The following is a 20,548-nucleotide window of genomic DNA, read 5'->3' as shown; positions in this document are numbered from 1 at the left end:
GGGAACGTCTCGCTCGCCGTATCCCTCGAAGCACAGGACCCCACTCTCAACCGGGCATGCCCCCCAGGAGGAAAGATGACCGCAACCGAGCAGATCATGGCGCTCCTCGAACGCTGGGACCGCCAGCAGGAGGGCTACATCCGCCAGCGCGAGGAGCGCTACGAGGCGATGTTCCAGTTGCTCGAAGACCTCTTCGGCCGCGACGGGCGCTTCACCGCCATCGACGCCGCCTGCGGCCCGGGCTCCCTCGGCCGGCGCCTGCTCGAACGCTTCCCGGCAGCGCGGGTGGTGGCGCTGGACGCCGACGTCATGCTGCTGGAGATCGCGCGTACGGCGCTGGCCGGTTTCGCCGAGCGGGTCCGCGTGGTGGAGTGCGACCTCACCGATCCAGGCTGGACCGAACGGGTCGCCGAAGCGCGCGAGTCCCTCGCCGGCGAACGGCCCGCGGCGCTGCTCTCTTCCACCGCGTTGCACTGGCTGTCGCCCGCCGAACTCGCCGGGTTCTACGCCCAGGCCGGCGAGCTGCTCGCCCCCGGCGGCGTGCTGCTGAACGCCGACCACATGCGCTACGACCGACGCTGGCCGGGACTCGCGGAATTGTCCCGGAAGCACCGCGAGCGGGTCCTCCAGGCTTCCGTGGCCAGCGGCGCGGACAGTTGGGAAGACTGGTGGCAACGCGCCGCGCAGATCCCCCGGCTGGCCCCGCTGAAGGCGCAGCGCGACGCCCATTTCGCGCGGCGCCCGCTCAGGCGCGCCAGCGAAGACGAAGACTGCTCGCTCGATTTCCATCTCGCCGCCCTGCGCCAGGCGGGCTTCGCCGAGGCCGCCACGGTCTGGCAGCAGTTGGACAACTACGTGGTCTTCGCCCGCCTCGCCCAGGCCTGATACGCCGTCACCCGGGCGCGGGGAATACCTCCAATGGAACCCGGGCAATCCGCCGGACGTTGACGCAGATCAACGCCGGCTCGGCGTCGCTCGCCAGAATCCACAACATCTTGTTGTTTTGCAAAATCAAAACACATCATGTTGTGGAGAGACTGAAATGACCCAGCCCCGGAAGGCTACCTGGCCGGCCACCCTGCTCAAGCGCAACGGACGTGAAGTCCCCTTCGATCCCGGCAAGATCGAACGCGCCATCGCCGCCGCCGGCCAGGCCACCGGCGAGTTCGACCCGCAGCAGGCGCAGGCGCTCGCCGAACGCGTGGTGGAACGCCTGCCGGAACGCGCCTGCCTGGATATCGAACGGGTCCAGGACCTGGTCGAACGGGTGCTGATGGAGGCCGGCCACTACCCCACGGCGCGCGCCTACGTGGTCTACCGCGAACGCCACGGCCGGCTGCGCCGCGAGCGCAAGACCCTGGTGGACGTCGCCGCGTCGATGAACGAATACCTTTCCCGCGAGGATTGGCGGGTGCGCGCCAACGCCAACCAGGGCTATTCCCTCGGCGGGCTGATCCTCAACGTATCCGGCAAGGTCACCGCGAACTACTGGCTGGACGAGGTCTACGATGCCGACATCGCCGCCGCCCACCGCGACGCCGACCTGCATATCCACGACCTCGACATGCTCGCCGGCTATTGCGCCGGCTGGTCGCTGCGCACCTTGCTGAACGAAGGCCTGAACGGCGTGCCGGGGCGGGTCGAGGCCGGTCCGCCGAAGCACCTGGGCAGCGCCCTGGGGCAGATGGTCAACTTCCTCGGCACCCTGCAGAACGAGTGGGCCGGGGCCCAGGCCTTCAGTTCCTTCGATACCTACCTGGCGCCCTACGTGCGCAAGGGCCGCCTCGACTACGCCAGCGTGCGCCAGGCCCTCCAGGAGTTCATCTACAACCTCAACGTGCCGTCGCGCTGGGGCACCCAGACGCCCTTCACCAACCTGACCTTCGACTGGGTCTGCCCGGACGACCTGCGCGACCAGGTGCCGCGCATCGGCGGCGAGGAGATGCCCTTCGCCTACGGCGAGCTGCAGGCCGAGATGGACCTGATCAACCGCGCCTACATCGAGGTGATGCAGGCCGGCGACGCCCATGGCCGGGTGTTCACCTTCCCGATCCCGACCTACAACATCACCCACGACTTCCCCTGGGACAGCGACAACGCCACGCGCCTGTTCGAGATGACCGCGCGCTACGGCCTGCCCTACTTCCAGAACTTCCTCAACTCGGACATGCAGCCCAACCAGGTGCGCTCGATGTGCTGCCGCCTGCAACTGGACGTGCGCGAACTGCTCAAGCGCGGCAACGGCCTGTTCGGCTCGGCGGAGCAGACCGGCTCGCTGGGCGTGGTGACGATCAACTGCGCGCGCCTGGGCTATCGCCACCGTGGCGACGCCGCCGGCCTCTACCGCCAGCTCGACCATCTGCTCGAACTCGCCTTCGCCAGCCTGGAGCTGAAGCGCAAGGTGATCCAGCAGCACATGGATGCCGGCCTCTATCCCTACACCCGACGCTACCTGGGTACCCTGCGCAACCATTTCTCCACCATCGGCGTGAACGGCCTGCACGAGATGGTGCGCAACTTCAGCGACGACCGCGAGGGACTGCACAGCGAAGCCGGGCGCGAGATGGCCCTGGCCCTGCTCGATCACGTGCGCGCGCGGCTGGTGGGTTTCCAGGAGAACAGCGGGCACCTCTACAACCTGGAAGCCACGCCCGCCGAGGGCACCACCTATCGCTTCGCCCGCGAGGACCGCAAGCGCTATCCGCGCATCCTCCAGGCCGGCACGCCGGAGGCGCCCTACTACACCAACTCCTCGCAACTGCCGGTGGGCTTCACCGACGACCCGTTCGAGGCGCTGGAGCTGCAGGACGCCCTGCAATGCAAGTACACCGGCGGCACCGTGCTGCATCTCTACATGGCCGAGCGGATTTCCTCCGCCGAAGCCTGCAAGACCCTGGTGCGCACCGCCCTCGGTCGCTTCCGCCTGCCGTACCTGACCGTCACCCCCACCTTCTCGATCTGCCCACGGCACGGCTACCTGGCCGGCGAGCACGAGTTCTGCCCGAAGTGCGACGAGGAGCTGCTGCAACGCTCCACGCCCAAGAGCTGTTGCGGCGGCTGCGGCGGTTGAGTCGCCTGTCGTTCCTTTCATCCACCAGCAAGGAGTACCACCGATGAACCCCAACCAGTTGCCCGAAGGCCAGCGCCAGCGCTGCGAAGTCTGGACCCGCGTGATGGGCTACCACCGTCCCGTGGCAGCGTTCAATGCCGGCAAGCAGTCCGAGCATCGCGAACGCCGCCATTTCCGCGAGACGCGATGAGCGCCACGCTCAGGGTCGGGGGCCTGGTGCCCCTGACCACCCTCGACTACCCCGGCCTGCTCGCCTGCGTGCTGTTCTGCCAGGGCTGCGCCTGGCGCTGCCGCTACTGCCACAACCCGGAACTGATCGCGCCGCGCGGCGCGGAGGAAATCCCCTGGCCACGCCTGCTCGACTTCCTCCGCCGACGCCAGGGCCTGTTGCAGGCGGTGGTCTTCAGCGGCGGCGAGGCGACCCTGCAGGCGGCCCTCGGCGACGCCATGCGCACGGTCCGCGAACTGGGCTTCCGCGTCGGCCTGCACAGCGCCGGCATCAACCCCCGCGCCTTCGCCCGGGTGCTGGCGCAGAGCGACTGGGTGGGCTTCGACGTCAAGGCGCCGGCCGAGGACGTCGCCGCCATTACCGGCGTGGACGGCAGCGGCGCGGCCAACTGGCGCAGCCTGGAATACCTGCTGGACAGCGGCGTGGCCTACGAATGCCGGACCACGGTGCACTGGCGCTTGTTCGATAGCGAACGCCTCTGGCGCCTGGCGACGCGCCTGCGCGCGATGGGCGTGGAGCGCTTCGCCGTACAACTGGCGCGCCCGGCCCGCCAGCTCGATCCGCAGCTTCTCGCGAAGCCCGCGCCGCAGGGCGCTGCGCAGCTATGGCGAGAACTGGAAGAGCTGTTTCCCGCCTTCGAACTGCGCGACGCCTGAGCCTCCGGTTCAGCGGCGCCGCTCGGGCCTGCCAGCTCGCTCGGACAGGGCGGGCAGTCCCGACCAGGCCTGCTCTTCACAAGACTCATACGATCGTACGAGAGCACCTTCTCGATTCCTAGTTGCGTCCAATTGTCGCGGACGGCGCCGCTCGCCACCCTTGCTCCAGATTCAGCGACCCCGGACCCGCGCCATGAAACTCACGCTCACCCCTCCCCTGACCCCCAGCCACTGGATGCGCTCGACCGACCTGGCCGACACCGCCAGCGCCCCCCTCGTCGGCGCCCACTCGGCGGACGTGGCGATAGTCGGCGGCGGTTTCGTCGGGCTCTGGACCGCCATCACCCTCAAGCAACTGGAACCGGACGCACGGGTCCTGCTACTGGAGCAGGACGTCTGCGGCGGCGGCGCTTCCGGCAGGAACGGTGGTTTCGTGATGTCCTGGTGGCCGAAGATCGGCACCTTGCTGGGCTTCTGCAACGAGGCGCAGGCGCGCTTCCTTGGCGAAAGCGCGGAGCGGGCGATCCAGGAACTCGGGGAGTTCTGCGCGCGGCATGACATCGATGCGCACTTCCAGCAGAAGGGCTGGCTGTGGACCGCCACCACGGCGCGCCACCTCGACGCCTGGAACGATACCCTCGCCGCCTGCGAACGGCTCGGCGTCAGTCCCTTCGAACGCCTCGACGCCAGCGAAGTGGCACGCCGGACCGGTTCGCCGGTGCATCTCGCCGGGGTCTTCGAGCGCAGCAATGCCACCGTGCAACCAGCCTTGCTGGTGCAAGGCATGCGCCGCGTAGCGCTGGCCCTCGGCGTGGAAATCCACGAGCGCTGTGGCGTCAGCCAGATCGTTCCCGGCCAGCCGGCACAGCTGCTGAGCGCCGGGGCCCGGGTCCAGGCCAAGGCGGTGGTTCTCGCGACCAACGCCTGGTCGGCCGCCCTGCCCAGGCTCTCCAGGCTGATCGTGCCGGTGAACAGTTCCATCGCGGTTACCGAGGCGATACCGCAACGGCTGGAGCGAATCGGCTGGACCGGCGGGGAAGCCATCACCGATTCCCAACTGATGGTGGACTACTACCGCACCACCCGCGACGGGCGCATCGCCTTCGGCAAGGGCACCGGCGCCATCAGCTACGGCTCGCGCATCGGCCGGGTATTCGACGTCGACCGGGAGAGCCTGGCCCTGACCGAGGCCGACTTCCGCCGCACCTATCCCTCGCTAGGCGACGTCCCGCTGGTCGACGGCTGGTCCGGCCCCATCGACCGTACCTACGACAGCCTGCCGGTCTTCGGCCACCTGCACGAGAACATCCACTACGGCATCGGCTGGAGCGGCAACGGCGTGGGACCGAGCCGCCTGGGCGGGCGGATCCTCGCCAGCCTCGCCCTCGGCCGCGACGACCCGTGGAGCCGTTGTCCGCTGGTAGAACGCCGCTGCCGGAGCTTCCCCCCCGAGCCGCTGCGCTACCTGGGTGGCTCCCTGGTGCGCAACGCCGTCCTGCGCAAGGAACGCGCGGAACTCGCCGGTACCGCGCCCTCGGCCACCGACCGCTTTCTCGCGCGCTTCGCCCCCGCCGGCCTTGAAGACAAATCCTGAGGAGCCCATGGCATGAACCCTTCGCTCATCCGTCTCGACGACGAAAGTCCTTTCACCTCGCCCACGCCCGTCGGCCAGCCCCTGGGCGAACCGGTAGCCCTGACCCGTACCGCGGCCCACCGCCCGCTCGCCGACGGCAACGGCGTGACCGGCATCTGGGAATGCACCCCGGGGCGCTTCCGCCGACAGGTCGAGCAGGCCGAGTACAGCTACATCGTCAGCGGTGAAGGTCGCTTCACCCCGGACGAGGGCCAGGCCGTGGAGTTTCGCGCCGGCGACGCACTCTATTTCGCCGCTGCCACCCAGGGCACCTGGGACATCCGCCGGACCGTGCGCAAGACCTACCTGATCTTCGACTGACCCCGAAGAACCGAACTCCACCGCCCTGACAGAGGAAACAAGAAATGGGTATGCGAGAAGCGAACGACAACGCATCGGGCCTCAAGGCCCATCCCCTGGGCTCGCTCGAGACGATCGCGATCATCATCGGCACCAACATCGGCGCCGGCGTGCTGAGCATGGCCTACGCCGCCCGCAAGGTCGGCTACGTGCCGTTGCTGGTATGCCTGGCCCTGACCTGCCTCTTCTGCATCGTCACCATGCTCTACGTGACCGAAGCCTGCCTGAGAACCCGCGGCAACAACCAGCTCAGCGGCCTCTCCCGGCGTTACCTGGGCCCGCTCGGCGGCTGGCTGATCTTCATCGCGGTGGCGGCCAACAGCTACGGGGCCCTGGTCGCCTACATGACCGGCAGCGGCAACATCATGCTCGAGTTCTTCGGCCAGTACGGCCTCACGCGCGAGGTCGGCAGCCTGATCTTCTTCGTCCCCTCGGCGCTGGTGCTCTACCTGGGCCTGAAGGCGCTCGGCGTGGGCGAGAAGCTGATCAGCGCCGGCATGGTGGCCATCGTCTGCATCCTCATCGGCGCTACCCTGATGCACGACGACGCCCGTCTCGCCCACCTTTGGCAGAGCCAGTGGCAATACGTGGTTCCAGTGTTCAACCTGGCGGTCTTCGTGTTCGGCGCGCAGTTCCTGGTTCCGGAGCTGGTGCGCGGCAACCTGGCAACCCCCGGGCGCGTGCCGCGCCTGATCGTGGTCGGCATGCTGCTGACCTTCCTGCTGGTGGCGGCCATTCCTGCCTCGGTCATCGCCCTGGTCGGCCCCGACAACCTCAGCGAGGTGGCGACCTTGAGCTGGGGACGCTCCCTCGGCCAATGGGCCTACTACGTGGCGAACACCTTCGCCTTGCTGGCGATGCTGACCTCCTACTGGGGACTCGGCGGGTGCCTGTTCACCAATATCTTCGACCACTTCCGCCTGGGCAGCGAAACCAACCGGCGCAAACGCCTGGCGGTGCTCGCCGCGGTCTCGGTCCCGCCGTTCCTGCTGGCCTATGCGGGGCTCGGCGGCTTCGTGAACGCGCTGTACTTCGCCGGTACCTTCGGCGGCGTACTGATGGGCATCATCCCCATCCTCCTGCTCAACGCGGCGCGGCGCCACGGCGACCAACTGCCGGCATTCAGCTGCGGCTGGTATGCCCATCCGCTGATACAGGGGCTGATCGTCCTGGTGTTCGCCTCCAGCGGGGTCTATGCGATCGCCTCGGCACTGGGGATGCTGCCCGCCAGTTGGTGACAGGGCGCGCTGCCTGCGCCCGGGGCGATTACACTGAAAGCCCATGCCTGGAGTTTCCTGGACATGCCGCAGAGCATCCGCCACCTGATCGCCCTCCCCGAACTCCGTTCACGCCTGCTGAGCGGAGCCGGCGGCCTCGACCGCCCGGTTCGCTGGGCGCATGTCTGCGAACTCGACGACCCCACCGAATGGCTCGGCGAGGGTGACCTGCTGATGACCACCGGGCTGGGCATACCGAGCGAGGCCGAGCGGCAACGGCGTTACGTCCGAAGACTGGCCGAGGCCGGCCTGGCAGGCATGATGATCGGCGAGAACATGGAAGCCCCGAGCGACCTCGATGCCCTGCGCGAGACGGCCGAGGCCCTGGGCTTCCCGTTGATTCTCACCCACTACGGCGTCCCTTTCGCCGCCGTGACCCGGGCCATCGTCGATGCGGGGCAGAAAGACGAATACGAGCGCCGCAACGCCCTGGCCCGGATATACGAAAGCGCCCGATTGAGCATGCAGGGACTGGGCCTGCCGGCGCTGCTGCAACGCCTCGGCAAGGACGTGCGGAGCAGCCTCTACCTCATCGTTCCCGACACCCTGGCGGCCTGGCAGCCAGGCCTGCCAGGGCTGCCCGCGGAGTTGGCCGACGCGCTGCGCAACCGCCGTCGCGAGCAGGCGGAGCCGCAGCCAATGGTCCTTCGCCATCCGCTCGCGGAAGGCGAAGCGCTCAGCATCGGCATTCCTTCCGACCGGAACTGCCTGCTGATAGCCCTGGGCGAGCGGCTGCCGGACTACAGTCTCCTGCACCACCTGACGGCAGTGCTCGGCATAGAGATCGAACGGCTGCGCGTCGAAAGCGAACGCCACCTGCGCCTGGCTTCGGAATTGCTCGACGACCTGCTGCAACGACGGCTATACCGGGAACAAGCCGAGGAGCGGCTGGAGGAACTGCTGCCCGGGCTCGATCTCGACGATGCAGTCGTTTCCGTGGCAAGTTCCGAGGGGCTCGCGACCGACCCTATCGGTCTTTTCCGGGGCCACGACTCACGCCTGCTGGTTCGCGCGCAAGGCCAGGAAATCATTCTGCTGCACCAGGCCGGCCTCGCCTCGACACTGCAGGAAGCCCTGGACAGCTCGCTGGGAGTGAGCGCTCCGCTCCGTCGTGCCGAACGTTGCGCCGAGGCCTTGCGCGAAGCGCGCCTGGCCCTGGCCCACAGCCATTCCCGGCAGCCGTTGTGTCGCTACGCGGAACTGGACGACGAGGCGCCCTGGCTACCCAGAAGCCTCGCCGAGGCCGAGCGGGCGTTCCGCCTGGTCCTCGGCGCCCTCCACGACTATGACGCGGCCAATGGCTCCGCACTGCTATACACGCTGCAGGTCTTTCTCGAGGAAAACAGGTCCTGGTTGAACGCCGCGCAGCGGCTACACATACACAAGCAGAGCCTGGTCTACCGGATACGCCGCATCGAGGAAATCAGCGGACGCTCGCTGGACAGCACCGCCGATGTGGCGACCCTCTGGTTCGCCTTGCAGGCAACCCGGCTGTCGCCGGAAGCGAGGGGCAGGACGGCGAAGAGCAGCCTCCTGGAGCAGTCCGCGCACCATGGCGGCGACATGGACTGACGGCGGAGCCCGATACCTGGCGCTTGCAGGGCGACGCCGCCGCCAACAGGCGCGGCCAGGAACGGTTGCCCGGCAGGGGCGTGGCCTGTGGATGCCGGACCACGGTGCATCGCAGCGAGCGCCGTTGCGAATGCATTAATCCCCCTTGCTAGCTAGCCACCCCGCCGCTGGAGCGGCGCGGCCCGCGCTTCTAGGCTCGAACGGTAAGACGGAAGCCCATCGGCGCGGCGCAAAGGAGGCCTGCGATGCGTAACGGAATCCACGCTGTATCCGCCCCGCTACCCACCCTGTTCGTATCTCCGCCGGCGGTCTTCACTGCCTCCCTCGAGCGACTTCCCCCACACGCTCGGCAGGCCCCCGCCGCCCAGCGCCCGCCGGGGTCGCCCGGCATTCCCGGCAGCGCCCGGTTGCAGACTGGCGCCACCACGTCCCACTGACGTCCCAACGCCGACGGCCATGCCGTCGCAAGCGCTTCATCCCCCCGCGATCCGCCCGTCGCGCTCGTCCCCATCGGGACCAACCGGGCCGCCCCCGGCCCGCTCCTTCGAACCTGCGTGGAGTCCATCCCATGAACGGAAGCAGATCCACCTTTCTCTACCTTCTCGCCGCCGCCGGCCTGGCGCTGACACCCGCGGCCCAGGCCGACCGGGGCAACGACGTGGTCGCCCGGCTCAACCAGTTGTACAACGACACCCGCCAGGATTGCGGCGGACCGTCGAAGCCGGCATTCCTCTGTTCCGGCGTGCTGTTCCGCGCCACCTGGCCTTCGACCGACTACATGTTCTACAGCATCAGTCCGAAGAGCCAGAAAAGCGGCGGCGTCTCCGCCTCCTACCTGCGCAAGGACGCCAAGTACCGCAAGCTCGCCTATGGCCTGAAGAGTGGCTTCATCTTCGACACCATCTTCGGTAATCCGAAGGACCACCAGGACTATGCGGTGCTCTGTTCCTTCCCCATCGACGCCGCCACCGACGACCGCGCCCAGCAGGGTTGCACCGATTCGCGGCGCACGCCGAACAGCGTCGAGAAGTCCTGCCAGGACATCAACGTCAGCACCGCCGAGCAGTGGGCGGCGAACTACCGGCAGAACCGCGGCGACCATTCGCGGCAGTGCTCCTTCGACGTCCGCGACGAGCGCAATACCGCCGCCGGCCCGGCCTTCTACCAGAGCATCCGGGCGATGGCGCAGATCGCCGACGAATCCTTCACCACCCAGAACGAACTGCGCCTGGCCAAGTGGGAGGAAAACCCGCCGAAGTCGCCGTCGATCCTCGCCGCGTTCTACACCGAGGACGCCGGCCTGGAGGGCGCTCGGCTCAACCAGATCCAGTGGTATCAGTCGGTCCAGGCATTCCTCCCGATCATCAACATGCGACTGCCGCAGACCCGCCAGCAGGACGCGCAGTTCGCCTACGACGGGCGTAAGCAGGCGATCTACCCGACCAGCGAGAAGAATGCCTGCGAGCGCTATGTGGAAAGCGCCACCTGGGTGGAGCGCGACGATCCGGGCTTCAGGAAGAAGATCATGACCCTGGAAGTGGTACCGACCGATTGCGGGCGCAAGATCCAGGACAACCAGACCAACAATTTCTTCAACGAGCTGGTGGTCGACCACTACCTGGACAGCGAATGGAAGGACAACCCGGACAACCGCGACAGCAATATCGGCAGCATGCGCCGACAACTGGTCTGCCACTTCAACGTCGCCCGCAACAAGCCCGAGTGGAACCTGGAACCCTCGCGGCCGTACACCTCCAACGAGGACTCCATCGCCAAGGGCTGCAATAACACCTGAGGCCGCTCCGCGGGGGCGCTACGGCGTCCCCTGCGAACAGCGATATGGCCTTTTGATATCACACGCTCTACCATGCCGTCTTTCCAAGCCGCCAGGGAACGAACGCATGGCTTTCGATGCCGCCCGCTATGTCCACCGCGACTACGCCAGCCTGGCGCCCGCCCCGGGCAACGAATACCCGCGCCTGAGGGCCTGGGAGTACCTCTGGGAGTATGTCTGGGACCCCAGTCGCAGCTGGGACGACCTGACCGCCCCCGAACAGCTCGACACCACCGCCCTGCACCTGGGTTTCTACCTGGCCAACTGGGGCATGTTCCGTGGCTCCTCGGGACTGCTGCAGAACAGCAACCTGGACCTGATGAAAGCGCTGGCCCGGCAGCTCTTCAGCGGTGCCGGAGCGGAACTCTTCGAGCTGTCCCTGGTGGATTTCGCCGGCAACGGCGCGCGCCTGGCGCACAACCGCAAGCTGCTGGAAACGGTACTCGGGTCGATGGACGCCCTCAGCAGCCGGGTGAGCTGGACCGACACCCTGAAGAGCAAGATCCTGCTCGGCGTCTGGGGCGAGTTTCCCGCCCTCGACCGCCACTACCTGGCCGCCTGTCGCGCGCTGTATCCACGCCGGGGCCTGACGAGCGTCAACGGCGGCACCCTCACCGCGCTGCACCGCCTGATCGGCGAAGAAAGGCTGTCGTTCCCGCGCCTGGAGACCGCCCGCAAGGGGCTCCTCTATCCCACCAGACGCCTGGCCGACATGGCTTTCTTCCAGTACGGCCTGGAAAACGCCTGAGACGCTGCGCCGCCGATCCGGGGGACTTGTAGGCATGCCCTCGCTGTAAGTAGTATGAGACTCATTCTCAATTACAACAGCGATCCCCTCCATGCCGCCGGCCGACGCCTCCCTGCACGACGCTGTGAGCCATCTCTACCAGGACCACCATGGCTGGCTGCAAGGCTGGTTGCGGCGACGCCTGGGCTGCGCGGAAAACGCCGCCGACCTGGCCCAGGACACCTTCGCCCGCCTGCTCGCCTCGCGCCGGGTACTGGATGCGCGCGAACCGCGCGCCTACCTGACCACCGTCGCCAAGGGGCTGATGATCAACTGGTTCCAGCGCCAGTCGCTGGAGCGCGCCTACCTCGATGCCCTGGCCAACCTCCCGGAAGACCTCGCGCCGCCGCCGGAACAGCGGTTGATGGTGCTGGAAACCCTGCATGAAGTAGACGCCCTGCTCGGCAGCCTGCCGGACAGGGTCCGCCAGGCGTTTCTCCTGGCGCAGATCGAAGGCCTGAAGTACGAAGCCATCGCCGAGCGCCTGGGCGTGTCCCTGGGCTCGGTCAAGCGCTACATGCAGCAGGCCTTCCGCCAGTGCCTGGAGCTGATGGAATGAATTCCGCGGGCGAAGGCCGGATTCCCTCGCCGATCCTCGACGAGGCCGCCGAGTGGCTGGTGCGCCTGCAGGACAGCGGCTGCACCGACGACACGCGCCAGGCGTGCGCCCAGTGGCGGCAGCGCAGCCCACAGCACGCCCATGCCTGGGAGCGCGCCGAGCGCCTGCTGCAATGCCTCGGCCGACTGCCGCCGGCGCTGGCCCTGCCGACCCTCGGCCGCGAGCGCGGGCTGGACCGGCGGCGCGCGATCAAGCACCTCGCCCTGGTCCTCGGCGGCGCCTCGCTGGGGCTCGCCACCTGGCAGGCCGAGCCGTTGCGCGACTGGCTGGCCGACCAGCGCACCGGCGTCGGCGAACAGCGCCGCCTGACCCTGCCCGACGGCAGCCTGCTGACCCTGAACACCGACAGCGCCGTGGACCTGGCCTTCGACGCCAGCCAGCGGCTGGTACGCCTGCTGCGCGGCGAGATCTTCGTCGATAGCCGCGCCGACCCGCGTCCGTTCCGCGTCGCCACCGCCGAAGCGCGACTGCATGCCGGCGCCGCCCGCTTCAACGTACGCCAGGAGATGGCCGCGACCCGGGTCGCGGTACTCGCCGGGCGGGTCGAACTGAGCCCGCTCCACGGACGCGGACGCTGGCTGGAAAGCGGCGAGTCGGTGCGCCTGGGCACCGACGGCGAAGCGCGCCGGCTGGCCTTCGACGGCCTGCCGGACGCCTGGACCCGCGGCATGCTGATGGCCGACCGGATGCCGCTGGCCGAGGTGCTCGCCGAACTCGCCCGCTATCGTCGCGGCTTACTGCGCTGCGACCCGCAACTGGCCAGGCTGGCGGTGTCGGGCGCCTATCCGCTGCTGGACCTGCGGCGCACGCTGGGCATGCTGCAGGCCACCTATCCGCTGAAGGTGCGCGGGGTGACCGACTACTGGATCAGCCTGGTACCGGCGTGACGGCGCGGCCGCCATCCCCGTGGCAACCGCCCCCTCGCGTCCACCCCGGCAGGCCGTCCGCCGTTGCGCCGGAACAGGCGTTGCCATCGACATACCGTGCTCCGCAGAAAAATAACCGCCTCGACCTGAGACCTTTTTCCTTCTCGGCTGGCAAGTAGAGGAATCCGCCCCGACCCAAGGTCCGCAGAGACCACGAGGAACCCTGTACATGCCCGTACGCACGCTTCGCCCCCGTTCGCTGTCCCTGGCCATCCACGCCGCCGCCATGACCCTCGCCCTCGCCGGAGCGGCCCCCGCCCTGCTTGCCGCCGAGGCGCCCGCCGCCAGCTCGGCGCGCAGCTATGACATCGCCCCCGGCCCGCTCGGTCGCACCCTGTCGGCCTTCGCCAGCGACAACGGGGTGTCCCTGGCGTTCGACCCGGCGCTCACCGAGGGTCGCCGCAGCGCCGCCCTGCGCGGCCGCTACGCGCCGGTCGAGGCGCTGCACCGCCTGCTGCTGGGCAGCGGCCTGGAGTTGCAGCAGCGCAGCGACGGCAGCTACACCCTGGTGCCGGCAACCACCGATGGCGCGCTGGAACTGCAATCCTCGCTGATCACCGCCCAGGCCGCCGGTGCCGAGACCCTGCCCGCCGAGTACGCCGGCGGCCAGGTAGCCCGTGGCGCGCGCCTGGGCATGCTGGGCAACGCCGACGTGATGGACGCGCCATTCAGCATCACCAGCTACACCGCCAGGACCATCGAGCAGCAGCAGGCGCGCAGCGTCGCCGACCTGCTACAGGCCAACGATCCGTCGGTGCGGGTGGTCGGCGGGCGCGGCGACCTGGTGGACAGCTACACGATTCGCGGCTTCAGCGTGCAGAACGCCGACGTCGCCTTCAACGGTCTCTATGGCCTGCTGCCGTTCTGGCGGGTACCGATCGAATTCGCCGAGCGCGTGGAAGTGCTCAAGGGACCAAACGCCCTGCTCGGCGGGATTTCCCCCGGCGGCAGCGTCGGCGGCACCATCAACCTGGTGCCCAAGCGCGCCGACGACCAGCCGCTGACCCGCGTCAGCGTCGATTGGACCCAGCGCAGCCAGCTCGGCACTCACCTCGACATCGGCCGGCGCTTCGGCGAGAACAACGCCTTCGGCGTGCGCTTCAACGGCGTCTACCGCAACGGCGATACCGCCGTCGACCATCAGAGCCGCGAGTTTCCCATGCTCTCCCTGGGCCTGGACTTCCGTGGCGAGCGCCTGCGCCTGTCCAGCGACCTGCTGTACCAGAAGGAAAGCCTGGAAGGCGTGGTGCGCCCGCTGCTGACCGGCCCGGGAACCACTCACATCCCCCACGCCCCGGACTCGAAGACACGCTTCGGCCTGCGCGATTCCTACCTGGACCAGGAGGATTACTCCATGGTCAACCGCGGCGAGTACGACCTCGCCGACAACCTGACGGCGTTCGCCAGCATCGGCGGTCGCCAGAGCAACTACGAAACCATCGCCGCCAACAGCATCCTCGTCGGCAACCAGGGCGATATCGTCAACAGCCTGGCACGCCAGCGCGGCGACCGCCGCACCTATTCCGCCGAGGTCGGCCTGCGCGGCAACTTCGACACCGGCCCGCTCCGCCACGACTGGACGCTCAGCGCCAACCGCCTGCACGAACGGCTGGGCATGGTCTATGCCTTCACCGGGATGCAGCCGGGCAACCTCTACCAGACCTCGCCGCATACGCCGCTGCCGGACTTCTCCAGCCTCGACGGGAGCATTCCGAAGACCAATGAAACCGACCTCGGCGGCGTGGCGCTGGCCGACAGGCTGTCGTTCCTCGAGGATCGCGTGCAGGTCACCCTGGGCGTGCGCCGCCAGCAGATCGAGTCGCGCAACTACGACCAGACCAGCGGCGCGCGCACCAGCCACGACAAGCGGCACGTGTGGACGCCGATGGCCAGCGTGCTGGTCAAGCCGCTGCAGGACCTGTCGCTGTACGCCAACTACATCCAGGGCCTCAGCCAGGGCGAGGCGGCGCCGATGACCGCGGCCAACGCCGGCCAGGTGCTGGCGCCATACAAGGCCGAGCAATACGAGATCGGCGCCAAGTACGACCTGGGCGGCTTCACCACCACCCTGGCGCTGTTCGAGATCAGGAAACCGAACGCCTATACCGACGCCAGCAACGTCTTCCGCGCCGACGGCGAGCAACGCAACCGCGGCGTGGAGCTGAGCCTCTATGGCGAACCCCTGGACGGCGTGCGGGTGATGGCCGGCGCCACCTACATCAAGCCCGAGCAGAACAAGACCGGCGACCCTGCCAGCGAAGGCAAGGACGCGCCCGGCGTGGCCCGTCGCCAGGCCAACCTGGGGGTCAGCTGGGACACCCCGTTCGTCGACGGACTGACCCTCGACAGCCGCTGGATCTACACCGGCTCGGCCTATGTGGACAGCGCCAACGCCCTCGCCGTGCCGCACTGGAACCGCGTCGACCTCGGCGCCGCCTACGCCTTCCAGGTCGCCGGCAAGCCGCTGGTGGCGCGCGCCAACCTGGAGAACGCGCTGGGCAAGGACTACTGGACCGCAGCCAACGGCTACCTGTCGATCAGCTCGCCGCGCACCCTTTCCCTTTCCCTCACGGCGGACTTCTGAGTCCGCCCCACCATAACCAGAAACCGCCGATGACCAGCCAATGACCGCGAAAACCCTGCGCACCTGGTACCTGGTGCACAAATGGACCAGCCTGATCTCCACGATCTTCCTGCTGATGCTTTGCCTCACCGGGTTGCCGCTGATCTTCCACGAGGAGATCGAGCACTACTTCGAGCCGCATCCGCAGCTCGAGCCGCTCACTGCCGAGTCGCCGCGCATCGATTACGACGACGTGATCGCCCGCGCCCTGGCCGCCCGGCCGGGCGAAGTGGTGCGCTTCCTGGTATTCGAAAAGGACGACCCGCTGGGCCTGGTGATCAGCGCGCCGAGCCTGGTACCGCCGCCGGAGAACGGCCACATGCAGCCGTTCGACGCGCGTACCGGGGAATTCTTCGACGCGCTGCCGCCGCCGGGCGGCTTCATGTACCTGATGCTGAAGCTGCACACCGACCTGTTCCTCGGCCTGCCCGGCTACCTGTTCCTCGGCCTGATGGGCCTGCTGCTGGTGGCCTCGCTGGTGTCCGGGATGGTGGTATACACGCCGTTCATGCGCAAGCTGGACTTCGCCACGGTACGCGCCGAACGCAGCCGTCGCCTGAAGTGGCTGGACCTGCACAACCTGCTGGGCATCGTCACCCTGTCCTGGGTACTGGTGGTCGGCGTGACCGGGGTGATCAACACCCTGGCCCTGCCGATCCTGATGCTCTGGCAAGGCGGGCAGTTGGCGGAAATGACCGCGCCCTACAAGGACGCGCCGCCGCTACAGCGCCTCGGCTCGCTCGACGCGGCCCTGGCCACGGCACGCCGGGCGGCGCCGGACATGGAGGTCAGCTTCGTCGGCTTCCCCGGCACCCAGTTCAGCAGCCAGCATCACTATGCGGTGTTCATGCGCGGCAACACGCCGCTCACCGAGCGCCTGCTGAAGCCGGCACTGATCGACGCGCAGAGCGGCGAACTCACCGACATGCGCGAGATGCCGCTGTACGTGAAGACGCTCCTGCTGTCGCAGCCGCTGCACTTCGGCGACTACGGTGGCATGCCGCTGAAGATCGTCTGGGCGCTGCTCGACCTCGTCAGCATCGTCATCCTCGCCAGCGGTCTCTACCTCTGGCTCGGCCGACGCAAGACGCCATTGGAGAAGCGCCTGGCGGAACTGCCGGGCGGCAGCCTGGCGACGGAGGGCAAGGCATGAGGCGCGGTCTCTGGATGATCTTCCGCTGGCCCCTGCTGCTGGCCCTGCTCGGCCTCTTCGGGCTGCTCTCGGCGCTGCTCGGCGACGGCCTCTACGACCTGCTCTCCTGGCTCGCCCTGGGCACTCCGCTGGTGCTGGTCGGCTGGGTCTGGCTGCGCCTGCCGCGAACCCGAAGGAATCCCTGAGATGACCACCCCGCCGCCCTCCGCCAACACCCTGGACCTGCGTCCGCTGATGTTCGAGACCTTCGTCTGCACCCTCGCGGTGATGTCCTTCGTCGCCCTGGTCGGCCCGCTCGCCCGCAAGCTCGGCCTGGCGCCCTGGCAGGCCGGCGCCGCGGTGACCGTCGGCGGCATCGCCTGGATGCTAGCGGCGCGGCCCTGGGGCATCGCCAGCGACCGGCATGGGCGACGGAGGATACTGCTCGGCGGGCTGGCCGGCTTCGCCCTCTCCTACGCCTCGCTCTGCCTGTTCATCGTGCTCGCCCTGCACTGGACGTTGCCGACCCTGCTCGCCTTCGCCGGTATCGTTCTCCTGCGCGGCCTCGCCGGCGGTTTCTACGCCGCGGTGCCAGCCTGCACGGCGGCACTGGTGGCCGATCACGTCGAGGCGCAACGACGCGCCGCGGCGCTGGCCGGACTCGGCGCGGCCAGCGCGATAGGCATGGTGATCGGGCCGGGGCTGGCCGGACTGCTGGCGACTCACGGGTTGGTCCTGCCGTTGCTGGTCACCGGCGCGCTGCCCCTGGTCGCCCTGCTGGCGCTCTGGCGCTGGCTGCCGCGCGAGGAGCGTCGCCAGCCGAACCGCGGCGCCGCCCTGGCGATCGGCGACCGCCGCCTGCGGCGGCCGCTGGCGGTGGGCTTCGTGGCGATGTTCAGCGTCACCGTGGCGCAGATCACCGTGGGCTTCTTCGCCCTCGACCGGCTGCGCCTGGATTCCGCCGACGCCGCGCGGGTGGCCGGCATCGCCCTGACCGCCGTGGGCGTCGCGCTGATCCTGGCCCAGCTCCTGGTGCGCCGCCTGGACTGGCCACCGCCGCGACTGATCCGGGTCGGCGGGCTGGTCGCCGCCATCGGTTTCGCCGCCGTGTGCTTCGCCGACTCGCCGCCGCTGCTCTGGCTGGCCTTCTTCGTCGCCGCGGCGGGCATGGGTTGGGTGTTCCCGGCAGTCTCGGCGCTCAACGCCAATGCCGTGCGCGCCGAGGAACAGGGTGCCGCCGCCGGCACCCTGGTGGCCGTACATGGCTTCGGCCTGATCAGCGGGCCGCTGCTCGGCGCGCTGCTCCACCAACTGGACAGCCGCGCCCCCTACGCGCTGGTCGGTCTGCTGCTGGCGCTGGCGGCGTTCTGGCCGAGCCAACCGACGCGCCCCGTGGAAACGAGGAGCGAAGCACCATGACCGCTGTCGACCTGCTGCTGGTCGCGACCCTGCTGGCGGCCCTGCTCGCCTGGTGGATACCCGCCCTGCCCGGCCGCCGTGGCCTGCTGGCGCTCGCCTCGACGCTGGCGCTCGGCGCCGGCCTGTACGCTGCATGGGACGACCGCTGGCAAGCCGGCGTCGGCGCCTTCGCCGGTTTCTCCCTGCTGCTCGGCGCCTGCCTGCGCCGGAAGCCCGTGCGCGGCCTGCCGTTCCGGACCGGTTCGCTGTACGGCCTGCTGGTGCTGCTGGCAATCGCCGCGCTGTACCTGTTCCCGGTCGCGCCGCTACCGGCGCCGAGCGGCCCCTATGCGGTCGGCGTGCGCGATTTCGAACTGGACGACCCCAGCCGGCCCGGCCTGCTCGGCGCCCCGGCCGGGCAGCCGCGGCGCCTGCTGGTACGTGCCTGGTACCCGGCGCGCCCGATCGCCGGCGCCGCACCACGCCACTACTTCGACCCGGACGAGGCACGCAGCACCGCGCGGGGCTTCGGTGAAATACTCGGCTTTCCGCCGTTGCTCGCCTACCTCAAGCACCTGCGCACCAATTCCTATCCGGACGCCCCGCTACGCGACGACTCCGCTCGCCTGCCGGTGGTGTTCTACAGCCACGGCTACAGCGCCTTCGCCGGCGGCAACTGGACCCTGATGGAAGAACTGGCCAGCCACGGCTACGCGGTCTACGCCATCCAGCACAGCGGCGACGCGTCGCCGACCCGCCTGCCCGACGGCACGCTGCTGCCCATGGACCCCGGGCTGGTCGAACACCTGCGCCGGGCCGCCCACGACGGCTTGCCGCAGGCCATGCGCCAGGGCTATGTCAGCGACGATCTCGACCAGCGCCTCGACGGCCAGTTGCACACCGCCCTCGACCTGCCCGCCCCGGCCAACCGCGCCGTCAACCTCAGCGCGCCGGTATGGCTGGCCGACCGCCTGTTCGTCCATGACCGCCTGCAGGCCGGCGAGGTCCCGGACAGGGTCGCCGACCTGGTGGCCGCCAGCGACTTCGCGCACACCGGCGAGATGGGCATGTCCTTCGGCGGCTCGACCACCGGCGCGGTCTGCATGGTCGACCGACGCTGCGCGGCGGCCGTCAACCTCGACGGCGGCGACTTCGACTTCGCGCCCTTCGATAGCGATTTCCCGGCGCCGCTGCTGATGCTGCACGCCGACCTTGGCAACTTCTACCGGCTGTTCGGCATCGAACCGCCGGCCCGCCCGAGAAGCTTCAACGACTTTTCCTACGAACGCTTCGAGCACGCCGGCCAGCGCCAGGACATTCATCGCCTGGTACTGCGCGATTCGGCCCATGCCGGGCTTACCGACAATCCGCTGTTCATCCGCCGGCCGCTGCGCGACGGGCTGCTCGGCTCGGCACCGACGGAAGTCCTCATCCAGGCTCCCAATGCCCTGGTGCTGGGTTTCTTCGATCACTACCTGCGCGGCCGCGCCAACGACTTTCCGCAAGCGCAGATGGCGCGCTTCCCCGCCTGGCTGACGCGCTACGACAACTCGGCGGTGCGCGACTGGTGGCTGGCCAAGCCGGAAGCCCAGCGCCTGGCGCTGCGACAACGCATCGACGAAATGAAACGGCGCAAGACCGGGCTGGATCTTCCCTGACGACGGGTTACAGTGGGCGCCCCATCTGCGGAGCGCCGCCCCATGCATATCCCGCCCGAGCTGATCATCCACCAGACCCGCCACTGGACGCTGAACCAGCGGATCGACTCGGCCCTGCCCGGCTACTGCATGCTCGGCTCGCGGCAACCGGCGACGGCCTTCCACCAATTGCCGGAACAAGCCCTCGCCGAATTCGGGCCGCTGCTGGCCAGGGTCGAGCGCGAAATGGACGCGCTGCTGCGGCCGCGACGCATCTATGTCGGCCGCTACGGCCACATGCCCGGCCTGCCGGTGCATTTCCACCTGATTCCACTGTACGACTGGGTCGAGGAACTGTTCTGGGAGGACACGCGCTACCGGACGTTCCAGCAGTTCGGCGTGCCGACCGCCGAACCCCTTACCGATGGCGCCGAGCTGACCCTGTTCGTCTGGCGCGAGTTCTGCGAACGCGCCGATCCGCCGGCCGTGCGCGGCATGGATCGGCAACAGGCGATCGCCGGATTGCGCCGGGCCTTCGGCTACGGCGTCCAACCCCGAACATCGCCTGGGCCGGACTCCGAGCCCGCGCAGGGCGCATGACCGCGTGCGGTTGGATGGGCTCCAAGGCCGCGTAGGGCGAATAACCGCTTGCGGTTATCCGCCATGAAACGTCGGCGCAGCGGCGGATAACGCCGGTGGCGTTATTCGCCCTACGGCCCGACTACGGGGCCGCGGGACGCATATCCGCCGTGAAACGCCGGCGCAGCGGTGTCGTCACGGTTGCAGGTAGCGGTG

The 20,548-nt window shown here is 68.8% G+C and carries 18 protein-coding genes; all 18 read left to right on the top strand.

The features are described from left to right. Positions 1–75 precede the first annotated feature (75 nt). The 18 genes from LT948_RS27690 to LT948_RS27605 all read left to right on the top strand — a co-directional run bounded on the left by LT948_RS27690 (position 76) and on the right by LT948_RS27605 (position 20,353). On the top strand, positions 76–885 hold the full coding sequence (locus LT948_RS27690) for a class I SAM-dependent methyltransferase (RefSeq protein WP_003088221.1): 810 nt from the start codon (positions 76–78) through the stop codon (positions 883–885). A 157-nt stretch (positions 886–1,042) separates the two neighbouring features. Then, on the top strand, positions 1,043–3,070 hold the full coding sequence (locus LT948_RS27685; protein ID WP_033995820.1) for a ribonucleoside triphosphate reductase: 2,028 nt from the start codon (positions 1,043–1,045) through the stop codon (positions 3,068–3,070). Positions 3,071–3,113: 43 nt separating this feature from the next. Continuing rightward, on the top strand, positions 3,114–3,260 hold the full coding sequence (gene nrdD / locus LT948_RS27680) for an anaerobic ribonucleoside-triphosphate reductase (RefSeq protein WP_003088212.1): 147 nt from the start codon (positions 3,114–3,116) through the stop codon (positions 3,258–3,260). Next, positions 3,257–3,955, top strand: a complete 699-nt coding sequence (locus tag LT948_RS27675; protein WP_023095776.1) for an anaerobic ribonucleoside-triphosphate reductase activating protein — start codon at positions 3,257–3,259, stop codon at positions 3,953–3,955. The genes nrdD and LT948_RS27675 overlap by 4 nt, the downstream gene beginning before the upstream one ends. A gap of 193 nt (positions 3,956–4,148) precedes the next feature. After that, positions 4,149–5,549 (top strand): NAD(P)/FAD-dependent oxidoreductase, encoded by a 1,401-nt coding sequence (locus LT948_RS27670; protein ID WP_073657426.1) that lies wholly within the window; start codon positions 4,149–4,151, stop codon positions 5,547–5,549. Positions 5,550–5,561: 12 nt separating this feature from the next. Then, a complete protein-coding gene (locus LT948_RS27665; protein ID WP_021264670.1) occupies positions 5,562–5,909 on the top strand; it encodes a cupin domain-containing protein in 348 nt (115 codons plus the stop codon). 44 nt (positions 5,910–5,953) lie between these two features. Then, positions 5,954–7,186 carry an aromatic amino acid transport family protein gene (locus LT948_RS27660; protein ID WP_003088197.1) on the top strand — a complete coding sequence of 411 codons (1,233 nt, stop codon included), beginning with the start codon at positions 5,954–5,956 and terminating at the stop codon, positions 7,184–7,186. A 63-nt stretch (positions 7,187–7,249) separates the two neighbouring features. Continuing rightward, complete coding sequence (locus LT948_RS27655; protein WP_030047271.1) at positions 7,250–8,797, top strand: PucR family transcriptional regulator; 1,548 nt, start codon at positions 7,250–7,252, stop codon at positions 8,795–8,797. A gap of 568 nt (positions 8,798–9,365) precedes the next feature. Beyond that, on the top strand, positions 9,366–10,592 hold the full coding sequence (locus tag LT948_RS27650) for a DUF2599 domain-containing protein (protein ID WP_003112111.1): 1,227 nt from the start codon (positions 9,366–9,368) through the stop codon (positions 10,590–10,592). Positions 10,593–10,698: 106 nt separating this feature from the next. Beyond that, entirely contained in the window at positions 10,699–11,379 is a 681-nt protein-coding gene (locus tag LT948_RS27645; protein ID WP_033995818.1) for a hypothetical protein, read from the top strand. 91 nt (positions 11,380–11,470) lie between these two features. Next, positions 11,471–11,977 (top strand): sigma-70 family RNA polymerase sigma factor, encoded by a 507-nt coding sequence (locus LT948_RS27640; protein WP_003088185.1) that lies wholly within the window; start codon positions 11,471–11,473, stop codon positions 11,975–11,977. Continuing rightward, a complete protein-coding gene (locus tag LT948_RS27635) occupies positions 11,974–12,924 on the top strand; it encodes a FecR domain-containing protein (protein ID WP_023108110.1) in 951 nt (316 codons plus the stop codon). The genes LT948_RS27640 and LT948_RS27635 overlap by 4 nt, the downstream gene beginning before the upstream one ends. Before the next feature lie 208 nt (positions 12,925–13,132). Further along, positions 13,133–15,547: a TonB-dependent receptor gene (locus tag LT948_RS27630; RefSeq protein WP_023122565.1), complete on the top strand. Its 2,415-nt coding sequence runs from the start codon at positions 13,133–13,135 to the stop codon at positions 15,545–15,547. A gap of 40 nt (positions 15,548–15,587) precedes the next feature. Further along, positions 15,588–16,739, top strand: a complete 1,152-nt coding sequence (locus LT948_RS27625) for a PepSY-associated TM helix domain-containing protein (protein ID WP_033995817.1) — start codon at positions 15,588–15,590, stop codon at positions 16,737–16,739. Continuing rightward, positions 16,736–16,924 (top strand): hypothetical protein, encoded by a 189-nt coding sequence (locus LT948_RS27620; RefSeq protein WP_003088166.1) that lies wholly within the window; start codon positions 16,736–16,738, stop codon positions 16,922–16,924. Before LT948_RS27625 ends, LT948_RS27620 begins: the two co-directional genes overlap by 4 nt. Position 16,925: 1 nt before the next feature. After that, entirely contained in the window at positions 16,926–18,137 is a 1,212-nt protein-coding gene (locus LT948_RS27615; protein WP_011666695.1) for an MFS transporter, read from the top strand. Further along, the gene (locus LT948_RS27610; RefSeq protein WP_010794068.1) at positions 18,134–19,774 is read left to right on the top strand and encodes an alpha/beta hydrolase; all 1,641 of its coding nucleotides are present in this window, start codon (positions 18,134–18,136) and stop codon (positions 19,772–19,774) included. Before LT948_RS27615 ends, LT948_RS27610 begins: the two co-directional genes overlap by 4 nt. A gap of 42 nt (positions 19,775–19,816) precedes the next feature. Then, positions 19,817–20,353: an HIT family protein gene (locus LT948_RS27605; protein ID WP_033995814.1), complete on the top strand. Its 537-nt coding sequence runs from the start codon at positions 19,817–19,819 to the stop codon at positions 20,351–20,353. Positions 20,354–20,548: the final 195 nt, after the last annotated feature.

This window comes from Pseudomonas sp. CP-1 (assembly GCF_021213715.1).
Taxonomy (GTDB): Bacteria; Pseudomonadota; Gammaproteobacteria; order Pseudomonadales; family Pseudomonadaceae; genus Pseudomonas; species Pseudomonas aeruginosa.
The sequence above is the reverse complement of the archived record's forward strand: the minus strand, read 5'-3'. Positions and strand labels throughout refer to the sequence as shown.